At 50.0% G+C, this 16,593-nt stretch carries 13 protein-coding genes; 7 read left to right on the forward strand and 6 right to left on the reverse strand.

The window, feature by feature from the left end:
• The first annotated feature begins 94 nt into the window (after positions 1 to 94).
• On the forward strand, positions 95 to 1,117 hold the full coding sequence (locus LLG96_17275; GenBank protein MCE5251958.1) for an ATP-binding protein: 1,023 nt from the start codon (positions 95 to 97) through the stop codon (positions 1,115 to 1,117).
• 59 nt (positions 1,118 to 1,176) lie between these two features.
• Here the strand turns inward: LLG96_17275 and LLG96_17280 are convergent, their stop codons facing one another.
• Together LLG96_17280 and LLG96_17285 are read right to left on the reverse strand one after the other, a co-directional pair.
• Positions 1,177 to 1,818 carry an MBL fold metallo-hydrolase gene (locus LLG96_17280; protein ID MCE5251959.1) on the reverse strand — a complete coding sequence of 214 codons (642 nt, stop codon included), beginning with the start codon at positions 1,816 to 1,818 and terminating at the stop codon, positions 1,177 to 1,179.
• A 538-nt stretch (positions 1,819 to 2,356) separates the two neighbouring features.
• Positions 2,357 to 2,551 (reverse strand): hypothetical protein, encoded by a 195-nt coding sequence (locus LLG96_17285; GenBank protein ID MCE5251960.1) that lies wholly within the window; start codon positions 2,549 to 2,551, stop codon positions 2,357 to 2,359.
• On the opposite strand from LLG96_17285, the gene LLG96_17290 reads away from it, so the two are divergent.
• From LLG96_17290 to LLG96_17305, 4 genes are all read left to right on the forward strand, one after another.
• Positions 2,457 to 3,317, forward strand: coding sequence for a DMT family transporter (locus LLG96_17290; protein MCE5251961.1), 861 nt, complete (start codon positions 2,457 to 2,459; stop codon positions 3,315 to 3,317). The two genes, LLG96_17285 and LLG96_17290, sit on opposite strands and share 95 nt — an antisense overlap.
• Positions 3,318 to 3,427: 110 nt before the next feature.
• The gene (locus LLG96_17295; protein MCE5251962.1) at positions 3,428 to 4,333 is read left to right on the forward strand and encodes a DMT family transporter; all 906 of its coding nucleotides are present in this window, start codon (positions 3,428 to 3,430) and stop codon (positions 4,331 to 4,333) included.
• A gap of 179 nt (positions 4,334 to 4,512) precedes the next feature.
• Positions 4,513 to 6,450: an OmpA family protein gene (locus LLG96_17300; GenBank protein ID MCE5251963.1), complete on the forward strand. Its 1,938-nt coding sequence runs from the start codon at positions 4,513 to 4,515 to the stop codon at positions 6,448 to 6,450.
• Between the two features lie 42 nt (positions 6,451 to 6,492).
• Complete coding sequence (locus LLG96_17305; GenBank protein MCE5251964.1) at positions 6,493 to 8,277, forward strand: AMP-binding protein; 1,785 nt, start codon at positions 6,493 to 6,495, stop codon at positions 8,275 to 8,277.
• Between the two features lie 34 nt (positions 8,278 to 8,311).
• On the opposite strand, the gene LLG96_17310 is transcribed toward LLG96_17305, so the two are convergent.
• The 4 genes from LLG96_17310 to LLG96_17325 all read right to left on the reverse strand — a co-directional run bounded on the left by LLG96_17310 (position 8,312) and on the right by LLG96_17325 (position 14,001).
• On the reverse strand, positions 8,312 to 9,886 hold the full coding sequence (locus LLG96_17310) for a glycosyltransferase family 39 protein (protein ID MCE5251965.1): 1,575 nt from the start codon (positions 9,884 to 9,886) through the stop codon (positions 8,312 to 8,314).
• Positions 9,887 to 10,234: 348 nt separating this feature from the next.
• A complete protein-coding gene (gene gdhA / locus LLG96_17315) occupies positions 10,235 to 11,581 on the reverse strand; it encodes an NADP-specific glutamate dehydrogenase (GenBank protein MCE5251966.1) in 1,347 nt (448 codons plus the stop codon).
• 321 nt (positions 11,582 to 11,902) lie between these two features.
• Positions 11,903 to 12,577 (reverse strand): spondin domain-containing protein, encoded by a 675-nt coding sequence (locus LLG96_17320; GenBank protein MCE5251967.1) that lies wholly within the window; start codon positions 12,575 to 12,577, stop codon positions 11,903 to 11,905.
• A 95-nt stretch (positions 12,578 to 12,672) separates the two neighbouring features.
• Complete coding sequence (locus LLG96_17325) at positions 12,673 to 14,001, reverse strand: iron-containing alcohol dehydrogenase (protein MCE5251968.1); 1,329 nt, start codon at positions 13,999 to 14,001, stop codon at positions 12,673 to 12,675.
• 351 nt (positions 14,002 to 14,352) lie between these two features.
• Here LLG96_17325 and LLG96_17330 point away from each other — a divergent pair, with 351 nt between their 5' ends.
• Both LLG96_17330 and LLG96_17335 read left to right on the forward strand, forming a co-directional pair.
• Positions 14,353 to 15,948 (forward strand): ABC transporter substrate-binding protein, encoded by a 1,596-nt coding sequence (locus tag LLG96_17330; GenBank protein MCE5251969.1) that lies wholly within the window; start codon positions 14,353 to 14,355, stop codon positions 15,946 to 15,948.
• On the forward strand, positions 15,945 to 16,593 hold a 649-nt coding region (locus LLG96_17335; protein MCE5251970.1), incomplete at its 3' end, for an ABC transporter permease. The genes LLG96_17330 and LLG96_17335, both read left to right, overlap by 4 nt.

A 16,593-nucleotide genomic window follows, 5' to 3' on the forward strand; every position in this document is an offset into this window, starting at 1 on the left:
GTATACGGATTCTGGCGGGACTTGCGGTACGGTTTCTTGAAACGGGATTACCGGCATGAAGTGTTTTATAATCTTTGGGAATTACTGAACTGCCATGGAACAGGAACGGGCGCGCGAAATATTCGAGATGCTCAAGGTGAAAAAGGAAGAATCGATCAACGAATTCATCCTTTCCCGCAAGGCAGAGGAGCTGTTCCTCGACTTCAAACGCTCCGCCGATAACGGAGCCGGTGAAAAGCTGCACCACATCGACCGTAACCACCTTGCCAAATCGATATCCGGCTTCGGAAATTCCGAGGGCGGTGTCATCGTCTGGGGTGTCGATTGTTCGCGGGATTTCGATGGCGCCGATGTGGCCAAGGCGAAATTTCCCCTTGAAAACGTGGATCGATTCGTTTCACTGCTGCACAGTGCAATATCGGGCTGCACAATCCCTCCGCATTCCGAAGTGGAGATTCTCGGAATAAGGGAAAAGGGTAAAAAATCGGGATTCGCCGCTTCACTTATTCCAAAGAGTATGAAAGCTCCCCACCAGGTCATCTATAACATGCACTATTACATGAGGGCCGGATCGAACTTCGTGCCTGTTCCCCATGCCATCCTGTCGGGCCTGTTCGGGAGAAGACCGGAAGCGCGGATCGGTCTGAATTATGGCGTTAAAACACTCAAGGCAAGCGATGACACGATCGAGTGCTCTCTGGGATTCAACATCATCAATAACGGCCGGGGAATCGCCCGCGACACCTATCTCATCATCGAGGTATTGAACCTTCCGGGCCCCTGCTGCACGTTTTCCGCGAATCTGACCGATGAGAACTGGACATACACGAGCAATTACCGGTATAAATTCATCTATATCTGCAAGGAGCACTACCGGATTCCCCCATCCGGTCTCGTCACACCGGTTGATATGAATTTCACCTTCGCCCGGCCGTTCGAACGTGATCTGAGGCTGCGCGTCACAACGGGGTGCGAGGGCTCGGAGACCATCATCTCCGAACTGGGCACATCGGGAGACCTCATCGAGGCTCATGTCAGGGAGATTCTGAGCAAGGAACAGAACGGCCGACCGACCGGTCATTATGACAGTATCAAACGAATTTTCAACATCAAGTAATCATCGGTTGACATACTGAAGCATACCATTCCTGAAGTGCAATACCTCGTTTTCCGCCCTCAGGTGATTCCGTGTATCCGCTTGTATTCGAGCCAGTTGCGTTTCAACTCCACAAACGATTCGAACGAATCGCGGAGTATAAACGGGTTTTCACGCAATTCGTCCCCGATGGTCGAAGATGGCCTTACTCCATAGTCATGGCCGGGCCAGACCCGTGTCTCCGGCGGGAGTGTCATGAGCTTGCGGTGAAGGCTTTCATACTCGTTCCGGGCATCCTGACCGTAGCCCGTGCCGCCGACCTTCCCGACAAAGAGGGTATCACCGGTTACAAGCTCGTTTCCGGCGAGCAGGCATATCGAATCACCGGTGTGTCCGGGAGTGTGAATCACCCGTAAAACAAGCGAGCCGAGCATAAGCGTATCGCCGTCCCGGAGATCGATGTCATGGTGCGACCGCGCCGATTCGTGCATGGCGATTTTTGCTCCGGTTTCCTTTGCGAGAACAGCGTTCCCGCCTGTATGGTCAAAATGATCGTGGGTGTTGATAATGTAAGTCAGGTTTAAATGCCCGCCCCGTAATATAGCGAGTTCCTCGTTCGGCGAGAATGAAGGATCGATCACCGCTGTGTGGCCGGTTTCCTCGTCGGCGATGATGTATGAGAAATTACGGTCTCCTCCGGCCCGTACCTGTCTGAAAAACATGTATTCCCCCGCTGTTTTATTTTCTTATCCATTCATGTGCAAAACCATTTTAAATTCCCGATATCCGACAACTCAACTGACAGCCCGCCTGTAATATATTTTACGACTGAGGATATCAGAAATTCAGCTTTATGAAGTGTAAAGTAACTGTTCTTGCTCCGATTATGCAATGTAAAAAATCCTTGACTGGCGAACCCCCAAAATCTACGATGAATTGTATTATAATACATTGATTATAAATAGAATATAGACCATTAATGCCTATGAATTTATAAACCCGTTGAAAAGCCCCGCGGTCACAACCGGTTTTCGGAAAAAGAATGGGTGCTGTTCGAGCGAGCCGAAGGCTCGTGAGTTCACACATTCCCGAAAAACGGGCCGTGAACGGGGAAAAAGGCTTTTCACGGGGTGCCCTTTCCCTGGTTATTTCCTTTGGGCACGCAAAGGAAGTAACATCTAGAAAAAGTGTTCTTAAAATGGGGGGTTGCCACAAAAAATCCTTGTAACTTGCCCATAATGGGTTGTGTATGGTATATTATCATGAAATTATACCTGGAAACAATCCACCGTGAAAGGCGTACACTCTGAAAAATCCCCGGGAATCACGTGCTGTTGGCCTGTCCGATATAGCTCTCATCATAACGTGCATCTGCTGGGGGCTGAATTTTGTCATCACGAAATCTGCAACCGGCAGCGATCCCGGGACTTTCAGAATATTCATCTTCAATATCATACGATTCCCCGCCGCATCGGCGCTTCTCTTCCTTACGGCAAAAATTCGCCATGAAAAAGTCCTGTTCCGCGGGAAAGACATGGCGGCTGTTGCGCTCCTGTCTTTTCTCGGAACATTTCTTTACCAGATTCTCTATATGATCGGCCAGACCCATACAAGCTCGGCAAACGTGGGGATCGTCTACGGTTTTTCACCGCTCCTTATTCTCGGCATATCCGTCCTGGCAAAAATCGAGCGGCCAACCGTTTTTACCATTGCCGGTGTTATCATGGGTTTTTCCGGGCTGTGCATCATTCTTTTTCATGGCGGCAGCAGGCTCACGGTTGACAGGGGTTCTTTCCTCATGCTTCTGGCCATCGCGTGCTGGGCGAGCTATTCCGTTTTCGGAAAACCCATTGTAGACAGATATCCGCCGGTCACAACAACAGCATGGATACTGCTTTTCGGGGCGCTCTATCAGCTGCCCCTTGCGCTGTGGCAGCTGCCCGATCAGCAGTGGGCGCTCCTGTCGGGAACAAGTATCCTGTTCGTGGCGCTGTCGGCATTCTTTTCTCTCTATATCGGGTATACCCTTTTTTATTACTCGATTGCACGGATCGGTCCGGCAAAAGCGGGGGTGTATACCAATCTTACCCCGGTATTCACCCTGATTTTCGCGGCGCTGATTCGAAATGAGAAAATCTCGTTCCTTCAGGTCTTCGGTCTGTCAATTATTGTTATCGGGATAGGAATCACGAAAATCAGAAGAAGGGAAAAATCGCTTTAAAATGATTTACGATTGGGGATTTGAGTTTTCAAATCTTCGTAAATCGAAAATTTTTTATTCTTTTTGAACGCACCTTTGCATTACAGCCCCCATCGGGAAAGCGGGAAACCATGCGTCACGACAACCGTTTCGGACTACCTGATATCGCGATGATAGTCACCTGTTTTATGTGGGGTATCAACGCTGTTATCACGAAAAACGCTGTCGGGAATTCGCCGGAAACCTTCAGGATTTTTATCTATAACGGGTTGAGGATACCTATCGGGGCAATGCTCCTTGTCGGCGCCATGAAACTGTCGGGAGGCTCGCTCGCTGTTCAGAAGCGCCATATCCCGTATATTGCAGCGCTCGCGTTCTTCGGCATGTTCATGTTCATGATCGCCTTCATCGTCGGTATTTCACTTACCAGTTCGGCCAATGCCGGCATCATCACGGGAACCACACCGCTGCTCATTCTCGTGGTTTCCTTTTTCTCGGGAATCGAGCGTCCATCGGTCAGAACGGTAACCGGCATTACAGTCGGGTTTTGCGGAATGCTTGCCCTGACCTTCAAACAGGGTGGAATTACCTTTAATACTGGAGATTTTCTCCTTTTCTGCTCATCGCTTTTCTGGGCATTTCATACGGTGTACGGGAAAAAAGTACTTACGGTGTATTCCCCTGTCGCGGCTATGATCTGGATTTATATATTCACATCGATATATCAGCTTCCGCTTATTATTTATCAGATTCCCGGGCAGGCATTATCCACTGTTACCCCGATAAACTGGTTTTACCTCGCCGTTTCGGCGATCGGATCGATTTTCCTGGCCAACGGGCTCTACTACTACTCAATCACCAAAATCGGTCCCTCAAAAGTAGGTGTGTACACCAATCTTACACCTGTTTTTACCCTCATTCTCGCGGTCATCATTCGCGGTGAATCCATAGACCGGTATCAGATCGCAGGCCTTCTGTTCATTATTATGGGGATTGCGATAGCGAAATCGGGATACAGGGTATCGGATTCCCGCTGAGATACTGCTGTCTTAAGACCGCCATCCCTGCCGTAAACAATGGGGAAATACGATATTTTCGGATAAATTACGCGGAGTATTAAAAAATGCTAACATGAATTTTACGAAGTTATTATTATATGTAAATAAAATCTCCGGTTATGCAGCAGTGGTTTTATTAGTCCTGACAAGGATAGGCTATGTTTCGTTTCATTCTTGGCGGAATATTTGTCTTTTTTGCCGTTTTCGTGCATAATGGCAGGCTGAATGCCCAGTACGCGGGCTTTTCAACGACTGTCGAAGGCGGTAGAGGCCTCATGTACATGCAGTCCGCCGAAACATATGGCAAGGGGAAGCTGGTTATCGGAATGAAAACCCTTGTGATGGAAAAGGAATCCAATGTCGCCAATCCGGACGGAAGAACGTTCCGGTTGCGCAAGGATTATCCATCCATAGCTGCATTACCGATCTCTTTCGGGATGACCGATGAAATCGACCTGAATGTTTCCTTTTACGGTTTCCACGACACACGGACACTCGTTTCACAGGAAGATGTCCGGCTTGGTTATGGTGATCCCCAGACCGGCTTCGGTTCAACCCGTATCGGCGCAAAAATCCGCCTCCCCCTGAAACGCGAATTTCCTCTCCAGATCGCCGGGAAATTCGGTGCCATGCTCGACACATCCCAGGAGGAAGCGGACGGTATGAATTACCGGTGGTCGCGGATGGGCACGGATATTGAGGCATCTCTTTACGAGACACTCAGAATCTTTTCGTTCATGAGCCTCAGCCTTGAAGAAGGATATATAGTATCGGGATCGGACGTTTATGACGATAAAGTGGTCGGCGCTCTCGGATTGAATGTGCGTTTCAAAGACCGCTGTTCACTAAATCTCGAACTCAACAACCGGACGTTTCTCGGAGTCGGGCCGCTTTCGACGTATCAGGCTCTCGAAAAACCCTGGCTTTTTGAAACGGTGAACGGGGTACCCGGCATTGGTAATCCCGCTCTTTTAAAAGACGATAAAGCCGATTTCATGGAAGACTTTTTTATATTTTCTCCGTCGATCGCTCTGCGTCTTACAAAGCACATAGCGATAGATTTCGGAGTTAATTATAATCTGGCCGACCAGGTGGAACCGAAAGAGAAGCTGCAGGCAGTGGTCGGTATAACCTTTAACACGGTGATTCGCTCCCTGATCGATTCGGACAGAGACGGCATAAATGACAAAGCCGACAAGGAACCTTATACGCCGAAAGGGTTTCCGGTAGACAGCCGCGGAATAGCGATTGATACCGATGTTGACGGCGTTCCGGACGGCAAGGACCTTGAGCCCGATACGCCGCTCGGCGCAAAAACCGACGCTAACGGTGTCGGTATCGATACCGATGGCGACGGTATTTATGACGGTATCGACATGGAGCCGGATACTCCGGCTGGTTCGCCGGTCGATAAATTCGGTGTTGCCCTTGACGATGATCGTGACGGGGTACCAAACATACTCGATGAGGAACCGCAGACACCCATAGGTGCGGTTGTCGATGAAACAGGGAAAGCGATTGATTCGGACGAGGATGGCATCCCGGACGGCATCGACATGGAACCGTCTACCCCGAAGGGCGCACTTGTCGACAAATTCGGTGTCGGAATCGATACCGACGAGGATGGTGTTCCCAATGGAATCGATGAGGAGCCGAATACCGAAAAGGGAATCCTCGTCGACAAGCGGGGCCGTGGCCTCATAAAACATGAAGTTGATCTTCTCCGGGAGGGTTTGATACATCTTACAACAGTTCAGTTCAATCCCGGTACTGCCGTTTTAAATCCGGAATCATATCCGGCGCTTAACGAAATCGGGCAGATTCTCATCAAGTACAATACCCTTACGATTCAGATCGAAGGCCATACGGACAACACGGGAGATATCAAAACAAATCTCAAACTTTCAAGAGATCGGGCTTATGCGGTGAAAGACTACCTGCTTGAGAATTTTCCGATGATCGATCAGAAACGCCTGCGCGCAGTCGGGTTCGGCTCGGATAAACCGATAGCCCCAAACTCGACTATCGAGGGAAGAAATGCCAACCGAAGAGTTGATTTCATAATAATTAATCGAGATGAACTTATTAAAAAATAATATCCATAATGGTTCAGTTTTTCACGAAAGCGGGGGAGCGCAATGAATACCATTGACGGTAGTTTCCGTGAAAGTGCCAGTAAATTTCCGGACCGTATTGCTCTGCGGTATTACCATGATCAGATATGGGAACACATTACGTATGCCGAGCTCAACAGCGCCGTAAACACGATTGCATACGGCCTTGCGGGAATCGGTACGGGGCGTGACTCAAAGATCGCAATCATGAGCGAGAACCGTCCCGAATGGTTTGTCTGTTATCTCGCAACCGTTACATCAGGTGCAATTCCGGTACCGATCGATGCTACGCTGGGGGAAACAGAAACAGAACACATACTCAGACACTCGGAGTCGGAAACAATCATATGCTCGGTAAGCTGTTTTGAAATCATCAGCCGCATAATGAGTGAACTCGACAATCTGCACAACATAATCATATTCGACCGCAACATCACGATTCGACGCGAACATATTGGCGAAGGAAAAGGCCGTGAAATAATCGACAACGGCCGTAAGAATATCAGACACAAGAATTTCATTTCATATGACGAGCTCCGTGAAAAGGGCACAGAGAAAATCTCACGGGGTCCGGTGATATTCCCCGAAAAAACCGTTGATGATCTTGCGACGATAATTTATACCTCGGGTACGACCGGAACCGCCAAAGGAGTCATGCTGACACACAAGAATATCATATCCAACGTATACTCCATAAAACTTGTCATAAATCTGACGGAGCTTGATAATATTCTGCTCCTTCTTCCCCTTCACCATTCGTTCCCGTTCACTGTCTGTATGGCTCTTCCCCTTTCAATGGGTGCTGCGACCAGTTTTGTGGATATACTGAGCCATGAACGGACACGGCTGATCATGGAATGCCAGCCGACACTCATTATCGGCGTCCCTCTCCTGTATTCAAAAATTTACCGGGGCATTATTCGACAGATACAGTCGTCAAAAATCAAGAATTTCATTTTTAAACACGGCGGAAAAAAGATAATCGGTAAAGCACTCAAAAAGAAGCTCGGCGGTAAAGTCCGTATCATGGTTTCAGGCGCCGCACCCATGGACCCTGAAATTATCGATGGATTCGTAAACCTCGGTATCGAATTCCTCGAGGGATACGGATTGACCGAAACCTCGCCCGTCGCTTCGGTCAATCCTCTCGGGGCAATAAAAATCGGGTCGATCGGAACCGCGATTTCAGGTGTCAAAGTGAAAATCGTTAATCCCGATACAGAGGGAATTGGCGAGATTGTCATAAAAGGCGATAATGTCATGAAGGGCTATTATAAAAATCCCGAACAGACCGCCATGGTTGTCAAGGATGGCTGGTTTTATTCGGGAGACCTCGGAAAAATCGACAGCGACGGATATATCTTCATCACCGGACGCGCGAAAGATGTGATCGTTACTCGTGGCGGGAAAAATGTCTACCCCGATACCGTCGAGAACGAGATAAACAAGAGCCCGTACATTGCCGAATCTATTGTCATGGGGTATAAAACCAAGAACCTCGTCGGAGAAGATGTCGGTGTCGTTATCGTGCCCGATTACGAATCATTGATAGAATATGCCCGTCTGAACGGGATTACATTCAAAGAACATGTTGTCTTTGAGGAGCTTAACGAGGACGCAAAAGAGGAAATCGTCGAGAAATTCCGGACATTGCTCGAATCAGAGGTTAAAAAATTCATGGAGAAGCTCGCACCGTATCAGCGGGTAACCCGGATAGGCGTGGAGCGTGATGAGTTTATAAAAACCTCGACCAGGAAAATCAAGCGGTTTCTGTACAAAGGCCGGCTCGATATCGTCGATCTCACATAACAACGGTAGTGCCGTAAAAAACACGGGCGAAGGATCATTTCCCTGTGGCGGAAGAATCGGGCGGAACAGCCGGAGCAGCATTGGGGTCGACGAAGGTGAATCCCTCATAGGTGATACCGTTTACGGGATCCATGGTTTGTATCTTTGACCTGAGTTCCTCCTGATGGAATCTCCAGAACAGGAAAAAATCACGCTCTTTCCCTTCGATTTCCTTGCGGACTTCGGGTGAAAGCGTCTGGAGGTATTTGTACATATCGAAGCTTTTAATTGATTCAAGATGCATCTTATACAGTTCATCAGCCGATTTGAATGTCCTTTTCGGCAGGGCATTTTTTCTGGAAAGAATTATCGCCCGCGCATGGGCGTCATTGAGAAATCCCGGGAAATACCCGAGCCCCGGAAACGTTCCGGTAAACCATCCGAGACCGGCATGATAAAATGAATACAGGGCAAGTGCCAGCACCATCCCCCGGGTAAACATCCTGTCATCGACATAAAACACCGCAGGTATCATCATGAGCGGATACAGCGGCATCAGGTGACGGGAGCCGAGCCCGAATTCGGTAAAAGGATACGGCCCCGAAGCAAAAACCAGCGCCATCATGACCGCTGTAACCAGAAACGTAACCGACTCGTTCTTCAATCCTCTCTGCCACATGGCTCTCAATCCCGCGGGAAAGATGAGCAGTATCGGGGTTATGGTCAACAGGCCATGGTACTCGTCGAACAGCAGGCGATGGCTGCCGGTGAACACATTCCCCTTTACACCGGGCGCGGGATTGCCAGGCAGGAACTGGGTGATCATCCGTGTGTACTCGAATGTCAGCGGTGAACCGAAAACAAACGAGTTGCGCACCATCCACACCGCAACGACCGCACCGATTCCGCATCCGTACAGTATTCCGGCGTTTTTAAATGTGTACCGGGATTTTCCGCTCAACCATAACGATACGAAAAACGGCGCCCCGATAAGCACATAATGCGGCCGCACAAACAGATTGAAACCTGTTACTATTCCTGCTGCCAGAAAGAAGTACAGGCTTTTCGGTGAGTTCTTCCCCCGTTCCATGAGGTACAAGGTAAGAATCAGCAGGAGCTGCGATAACGGCTCGGAATAACACGAATCCGCATAGAACCAGTTGAGCGTGGCAAAAGCCATGACAATAACGAGCGCGAGAACATGCGACCTTTTGTTGTAGCGGCGTATCACGATATAGAAAATATACAGAGAGAGCATGGTAATAAGGATATTTGCGACATACCCTCCCCTTTCTCCGAGCACAGCGATAAACGGCGCCGCCGCAAGCGGAAACCCGAGGGGATATGCGCGCTCGAAGGAACCTTCCTGATAGAGCCCGCCGGTGAGAATGTGCTGGGCAATGTTGTAGTAATTGAATTCATCGGTTCTGAACGGAGGGTAATAACGGTCATATCCGGGAATCATGTCTGCCTGACGGGTAGTTATGGGCATTCCCGGGAAAAGCATGAACAGGGTAACCGAGTAAACGATCAGGATGACGACAAAAACCGCGAGTACTGCAAAACGGCCGTAATCCTTCGTCTGTGCATCCTGAGCGATTTCCTGTTTTTTTCTGGCAGTTTTATTCACACACAATTCCGTTCCATAGGTATCCGGAGCAGTTAAAAGGCCGGTATTCGCCAGTCATTCGATTCATTGAAAATAATCAATCGGACGTATCGAGTAAACAAAAAAGAAGGGGTACGAAGCACCGTACCCCTTCTGATGCATATATAATCCGGATTTTATTCATGAAATATTCAACCACAAAGACACTAAGGCACAAAGAGACTTAGTAGATTATTAATACTATCTTTAGTGATAATTATTCGACCATGTCTATAAAAGATATTAAACAAACCCGCGTAAATCCGCCCTATCCACGAAAAACCGTGTTCTATTATAATTTGTGAAAAGATCGGAATAACAAGTCTCCGACTAAACAATACCATGGTCAACCATGCTGTCGGCAACCTTCTTGAATCCGGCAATATTCGCTCCCTTGAAGTAATTGCAGAAATTCCCCTCGGTGCCATAAACCAGGCATTGTTGATGAATAGTCGACATGATAAGCTGAAGCCGCTGGTCGACCTCTTCCCGTGTCCAGAAAAGACGCATGCTGTTCTGAGCCATTTCGAGGCCGGAAACGGCTACACCGCCCGCATTGGCTGCCTTGCCCGGGGCATGGAGCACCTTGTTATCGAGAAATATCTGGACAGCTTCGGGTGTACAGGGCATATTGGCGCCCTCTGAAACGAGAATCACCCCGTTTTTGACCATTGTCTGTGCATCTTTACCGTTGATTTCGTTCTGAGTGGCGCTCGGGAAAGCACAATCGGCTTTTATATCCCAGAGCGGATTGCGGTCTTCGCCGAGATCATACTGAATATAGGAAACTCCGGGATATTTATCCGCGTATTCTTTGATACGCCCGCGCCGTAAATTCTTGAGTTCCATAACGAAAGCAAGTTTCTCGGCATTGATTCCGGCAGGATCATGGACAAATCCGTTGGAATCCGAGAGCGTTACGACTTTTCCGCCAAAATCGTTGATCTTCTGAACGGTATACTGGGCTACATTACCGGATCCCGAAACAAGACATACTTTCCCTTCAAGCGTTTTCCCCCTGGTTCCGAGCATTTCCTGAGCGAAATATGTGGAACCGTAACCGGTCGCCTCGGGTCTCATGAGCGACCCGCCCCAGGGGATGCCTTTCCCGGTCAGGACACCCGTAAATTCGTTTCTTATCCGTTTATACTGGCCGAATAAAAAACCTATCTCTCGTCCGCCGACCCCGATATCTCCTGCGGGAACATCGGTATCGGGCCCGATATGACGGTATAATTCGAGCATGAAGCTCTGGCAGAACCGCATGACTTCCTGGTCGCTTTTACCCTTGGGATCGAAATCGGAGCCGCCCTTGCCTCCACCCATGGGCAAGCCGGTCAGGGCGTTCTTGAAAATCTGTTCGAACCCGAGAAATTTGATGATACTCAAATTCACCGAAGGGTGAAATCGCAATCCTCCCTTTACCGGCCCAAGCGAGCTGTTGAACTGAACGCGGTAGCCGCGGCTGATTTGAACGGTGCCGGCGTCATCTACCCAGGGAACCCGGAAAATGACAGCACGTTCGGGCTCGACCATACGTTCGAATATACCCGCCCGGGCATATTGGGGATTCCGGGTGTAAAATTCTTCGATATCCTGAACAACCTCCCTGACTGCCTGATGAAATTCCTTCTGATTCGGGTCTCGGGAAATGATTTTCGCCAGAATGTCCTTCATGATTTCTCCTTTCATTCTATTGCAAGTTTTTATTACCTATAGGATGAGAATTACAAGGATTCATCACACATTATAATCCCATACTCATTTCTTTATGAAGAGTGTACTAATTTAAAAAAACCAGTGATAATATCAAGCCTTTTCTCTTTATCACATGACTTTTATCAATGCAGGAGTCGAGAGGATAGTTCGGATGGAGAAAAAGTATGATAATCATTTCCCTGACAATCACCATGCCGGAGAAACTCGATTCAGGCCTTTAGGGCTTTCACAGAAGAAAACCGGACATCTCCGGTCTTATGTATTCATGAGTAATCAGAATCAGAGACGTAAAAGGGTGAATTTACCGATCGGTGACAGTTTGCCGTCCACCGCAAAAGGATAACCGGTAATTTTTTTGATCTTTTCAGGGGGATTGGCAGGCATATCTTCGGCTGTATAGGTTGCCCCGTTGTCTGTCCCTGCATCATAGGCATAAATATCGACTGTTTTTTCAATAATCCAGTCGTCATTTTCGAAAAGACTCATTCCCGACACTCCGACAAACCAGTCGGGACTCGGTGCAAGCATCGAAACAAGCGTCATATAATGAAAATCACGGCGCGCGGTAAAACGCAGGGTCACCGTGCCCGGCGAAACGGCAATCCCTTCACCCGACAGTTTCACAAAGGCATTTCCTTCGACAATCACGGGGTCTATTTCACCGGTCAGGAGAGTTTTGCTTCCGGTTTCAGCCATCTGTTTTATACCGGGTGTCGCGAGCTGGCCTTCTTTCCAGAAGCTTATATTTTCATTGTGGATAACGCCTATCAAACCGGAGAAATGCGGATTGGAAGGAAAATCCTGAGGATGGGTTTTCGAGCTCCATGTGCTGGTGAATGTCAGAAGGTAATTAGCGGTATCATCAGGATCATAACCGGATACCTTTCCGCCTCCGCATGCAAACGTCATGCTGGCGACAATAACCGGCACTACCAGTACCTTGTTGATTTTCATATTTTTCTCCGGATATCATGATTGTAGTTCTTCAGATATGAAAAAAACCATTTGTTATCAAATGAGATGGATAGTGTAATGCTGTGTTGAAAGTATCAGAGTGCCATTGTTCTGATATGAGAGAAATCACCGGAAAAAGCCGCTTCGAGCACCGGCCTCATGTAGGTATCCACATCGCCCTTTGCGGAATCCATCGGTACGGGCATATTCCTGAGCTTGGATTCGAGCTGTGGATTCTTTGCCGCGGCAATCATGCGCTCAAGGTGCTCATTAGTAGCGCCGGCCTGCTTCAGGGTGACAGGGAAGTTCATACGCTTTGAAAATTCGATCATACCTCTCGCTACAGATTCACCGAGAGCGCGGCCTTCTAGGGAGTCGATATCCGCGCTGATACAGCCCGCTTCCCTGAAGAGAGCGCCGACCGTCCTGAGCTGATCCTGTATGGCTGGTGAAAACAGAACGGTATAGTAGGGATTGAGCACCGCGCATGCCCTGCCGTGCGACAGGACATCGACGAGCGAGAATGAGCCGAGGTGGCCGCCGTTCGTGCCGCCAATCATGATCGCGTATCCACCGAGATCGGTTCCGTAACCGAGCGCCACACGTGGACCCATATCGTCAGGGTTCTTCATCGCCCCGGGGAGACTGTTCACGATAAGCGAGATGCCCTCCGCAGCGACTTCCTTTATCCTGTCATAGGAGGGCTGCCCGGTAGCGCCCATGAATACTTCCCACAAATGAGCGATACCATCCAGACCGCCATCCAGCGTGAGTCCTCCCGGGGCGCCGCGAGTCACACTGTAGTCGAAAACGGCTTTCGGAGGAACTATAGCCATGTCGATGATGAGCTTTTTCTGGCCCGACAGGGGATCGGTGATATTAGCATATTTGGTGAGGTGCGCGCCCGAGGAGGCTATGGTTTCCACCGCGATGACCGGAACAGGCTCGACACCCGATGCTTCCTTGATTTTTGTCACATTGCCCGCACCGAAATAGGGTTCCGCAGTCGAAGCGAGAGCGGGACTTGCACCGAGGTATTCGATTACCTGGCCGGTCGTGTAAGCGGCCAGCACACCCGCCGCTTTGGCCGCATCGATAGTGCTTCCGCCGCCGACAGCAATTATGGTATCGGGCCGGTTTTTTGAAACCTCGTTCGCTATACGGTATACGTCCTCGCGGGGAGCATTGGGCCCTGCGCCGAGAATGGCGGTATAGGAAACGCCGTTTGCATGGAGGGAAGCCGTAATTTTACGGTACAGTCCATCTATCCAGTCAAGCCCGAGGTCGGCAACGACCAGGAGCGCCCGTTTTCCGAGTGATTTTGCAAACTCGCCGGTTTTGTCGATCACATTGAGGCCGAAAGCGTAATCGTCGCCTTTCCATGACCGGAGAATCTCATGTGCCTTCTCAGCAGTTATTCCCATGCAGCGATTATCCTTTTTTAAACTATTCAAATAGACTCTCGTCACAAATTCCGTACCTGTCCCTTCGGCAATCCGGAAAACAATGCCGATATTATACCATACATAATCGGTTTAGTCAAGAATCCATTGGCGTAAGCAGGTGGAGCTTTAAAAAGTATAAACAGGCTGAATCCGAACGGAGTATCAGCCCCGATAGAATTCCGGGTATACGTCGCCATATTCATATGATACTTACATGCATCAGCTCGATGGGAAGAAAAAAACTTCAAACGTATCTTGTCCCGACAGCCAGTTTTTCGTATATATCCATAACGAAGTCTGTTCAACCTGTTTACAATGGAGATTATGCATATGAAATTTCATGTTCATCGGTTCTTTCATATACTCATCCTGTTTTGCATCCCGCTCGTGCCATACGGGTGCGGGTCGGCACCCGAAAAGGGCGAACGTGTATTCAGGTTCCGTCTCGCGTCCGATCCCCCGAGTCTCGATCTCATTCATGCCACCGATACCTCATCGGCGAATGTGGTGTTCAAAATTTTCGAGGGCCTCGTAGATCAGGACCCGGAAACGCTCAAAATCGTCCCTGGGCTTGCCGAAAGCTGGAATATATCGGCAGACGGCCTTATATATACCTTTAACCTGAAAAAAGGCATTCGGTTCCATAACGGCCGCGAGGTTACATCCGCCGACTTCCGCTATAATTTCGAGCGTTGTCTTACCCCGAAAAACATTTCCGAGCGGAGCTGGGTGCTTGCGCCCATCAAAGGCGCCAAAGAAATGCTTGCCGGTACTGCGACAACCCTGGCGGGAATGGAAACTCCGGACGATTATACGGTTATCCTCCACCTTGAAGAGCCGTTTTCGCCGTTTCTGGCGTATCTCTCCATGGAAGTGGGGCGTGTCGCCGCCCGTGAGGGAATCGAGGCTGACAAGTATACACTCATCGGCACGGGGCCGTTCAAATTCATCTCCTGGGAGCACGATATCCGGGTCAGTCTCGAAGCGAATGAAGACTATCACGGCGGCGAAGTGGGCATAAAACGGCTCGATTTCGAGATTATCCCCGATGTCGGCGTTGCATTCCAGAAATTCGTCAACGGCGAGCTCGACCTCGTGGACGAGATTCCGCCCGGTCAGCTCAAACTCATACAGGAGCGGTACCCGGAATCGGTGCGTATGTGGTCGTTTCTCAGGAACGAATACATCGGTTTCAACCATACGCGTCCGCCGTTCAAGGACAATCTCAAGCTCCGTCAGGCCTTCTGCTGGGCGGTCGACCGAAAGAGCATCACCGAAGACCTTCTCGAGGGGGCGGCGCTCCCCGCAAACTCCATTCTGCCGCCGGGCATCATGGGAAAGGACGACACCATCGAGGGATACGGCTACGACCTTGAAAAGGCGAAGAAGCTCCTCGCCGAGGCAGGATATCCCGAAGGAAAAGGGCTTCCGGAGCTGACGCTCTGGTACAATACCAACGAGTTGCACCAGCAGGTCGCCCAGATCGTCCAGTCATCGTTTCGAAAAATCGGCGTCAACATCCGTCTCAGGAGCCTGGACTGGCCGGCATATCTCAAGGCATGCGAATCGTTCGAGCCCGACCTGTTCCGTATGGGGTGGGTCGCCGACATTCCAGACGCCGACAATTTTCTCTACATCCTGCTCGATTCGAAACAGCGCGGTGCTCCCGGCAATTATTCGGGATACTCAAATCCGGAATTCGATCGTCTCGTCGAGGAGGCGCGTATATCCCTCGACGAGAAACACCGCATCGACCTCTACCGCAAGGCAGACCGCATCGCAATCGAGGATGCCTGCTGGATCATGCTTACGTACTCGAAGCTCAGGATGCTTTTCAATCCCGCATACGAGGGGCTCGTGCTCCCGCTCCAGGGCGAGTTCCGCATCCCCGTCGAAAAACTCAGGTACAGGGGTGACAGACGGTGACCGCATACATCATTCGAAGGCTCTTTATGACCATCCCCATTCTTCTGGGGGCGGCGACCATAGTGTTCATACTCATGTTCATCGTTCCGGGTGATCCCGCCCGTCTCCTCATGGGCCAGCACGGCGACGAGCAGACGCTTTCCACAATCCGTCACGAACTCGGTCTGGACAGACCCGTCCACATCCAGTACCTGAAATTCATCGGCAGGCTCGTACGGGGCGATTTCGGTATGTCCTACCGTCAGAAGCGCCCGGTCGCCCGTATCATCATCGAGCGGTTCCCTGCCACAGTCAGGCTTGCGGTGGCGAGCATGGTCATTGCGGTGATCATCGGTATTTTTGCGGGTGTCCTCGCCGCGGTTTTCCGCAACACTGTCCTCGACTGGCTTGTCATGATCGTTTCGCTTTCGGGGATATCCATGCCTGTTTTCTGGCTCGGAATGATGCTCATTCTCCTGTTCGCGTCATGGCTGGGCTGGCTGCCGGTCGGCGGATACGGCTCCTCGGGCGACCTCCGCCATCTTGCGCTCCCGGCAATCTCGCTTGCGGCAATTTCGGTAGGGTACATCGCCCGCATGATGCGTTCGAGCATGCTCGAGGTCACCGGTAAGGACTACATCCGGACCGCACGGGCAAAAGGGCTGT

Source organism: bacterium, assembly GCA_021372535.1.
Lineage (GTDB): Bacteria > Latescibacterota > Latescibacteria > Latescibacterales > Latescibacteraceae > JAFGMP01.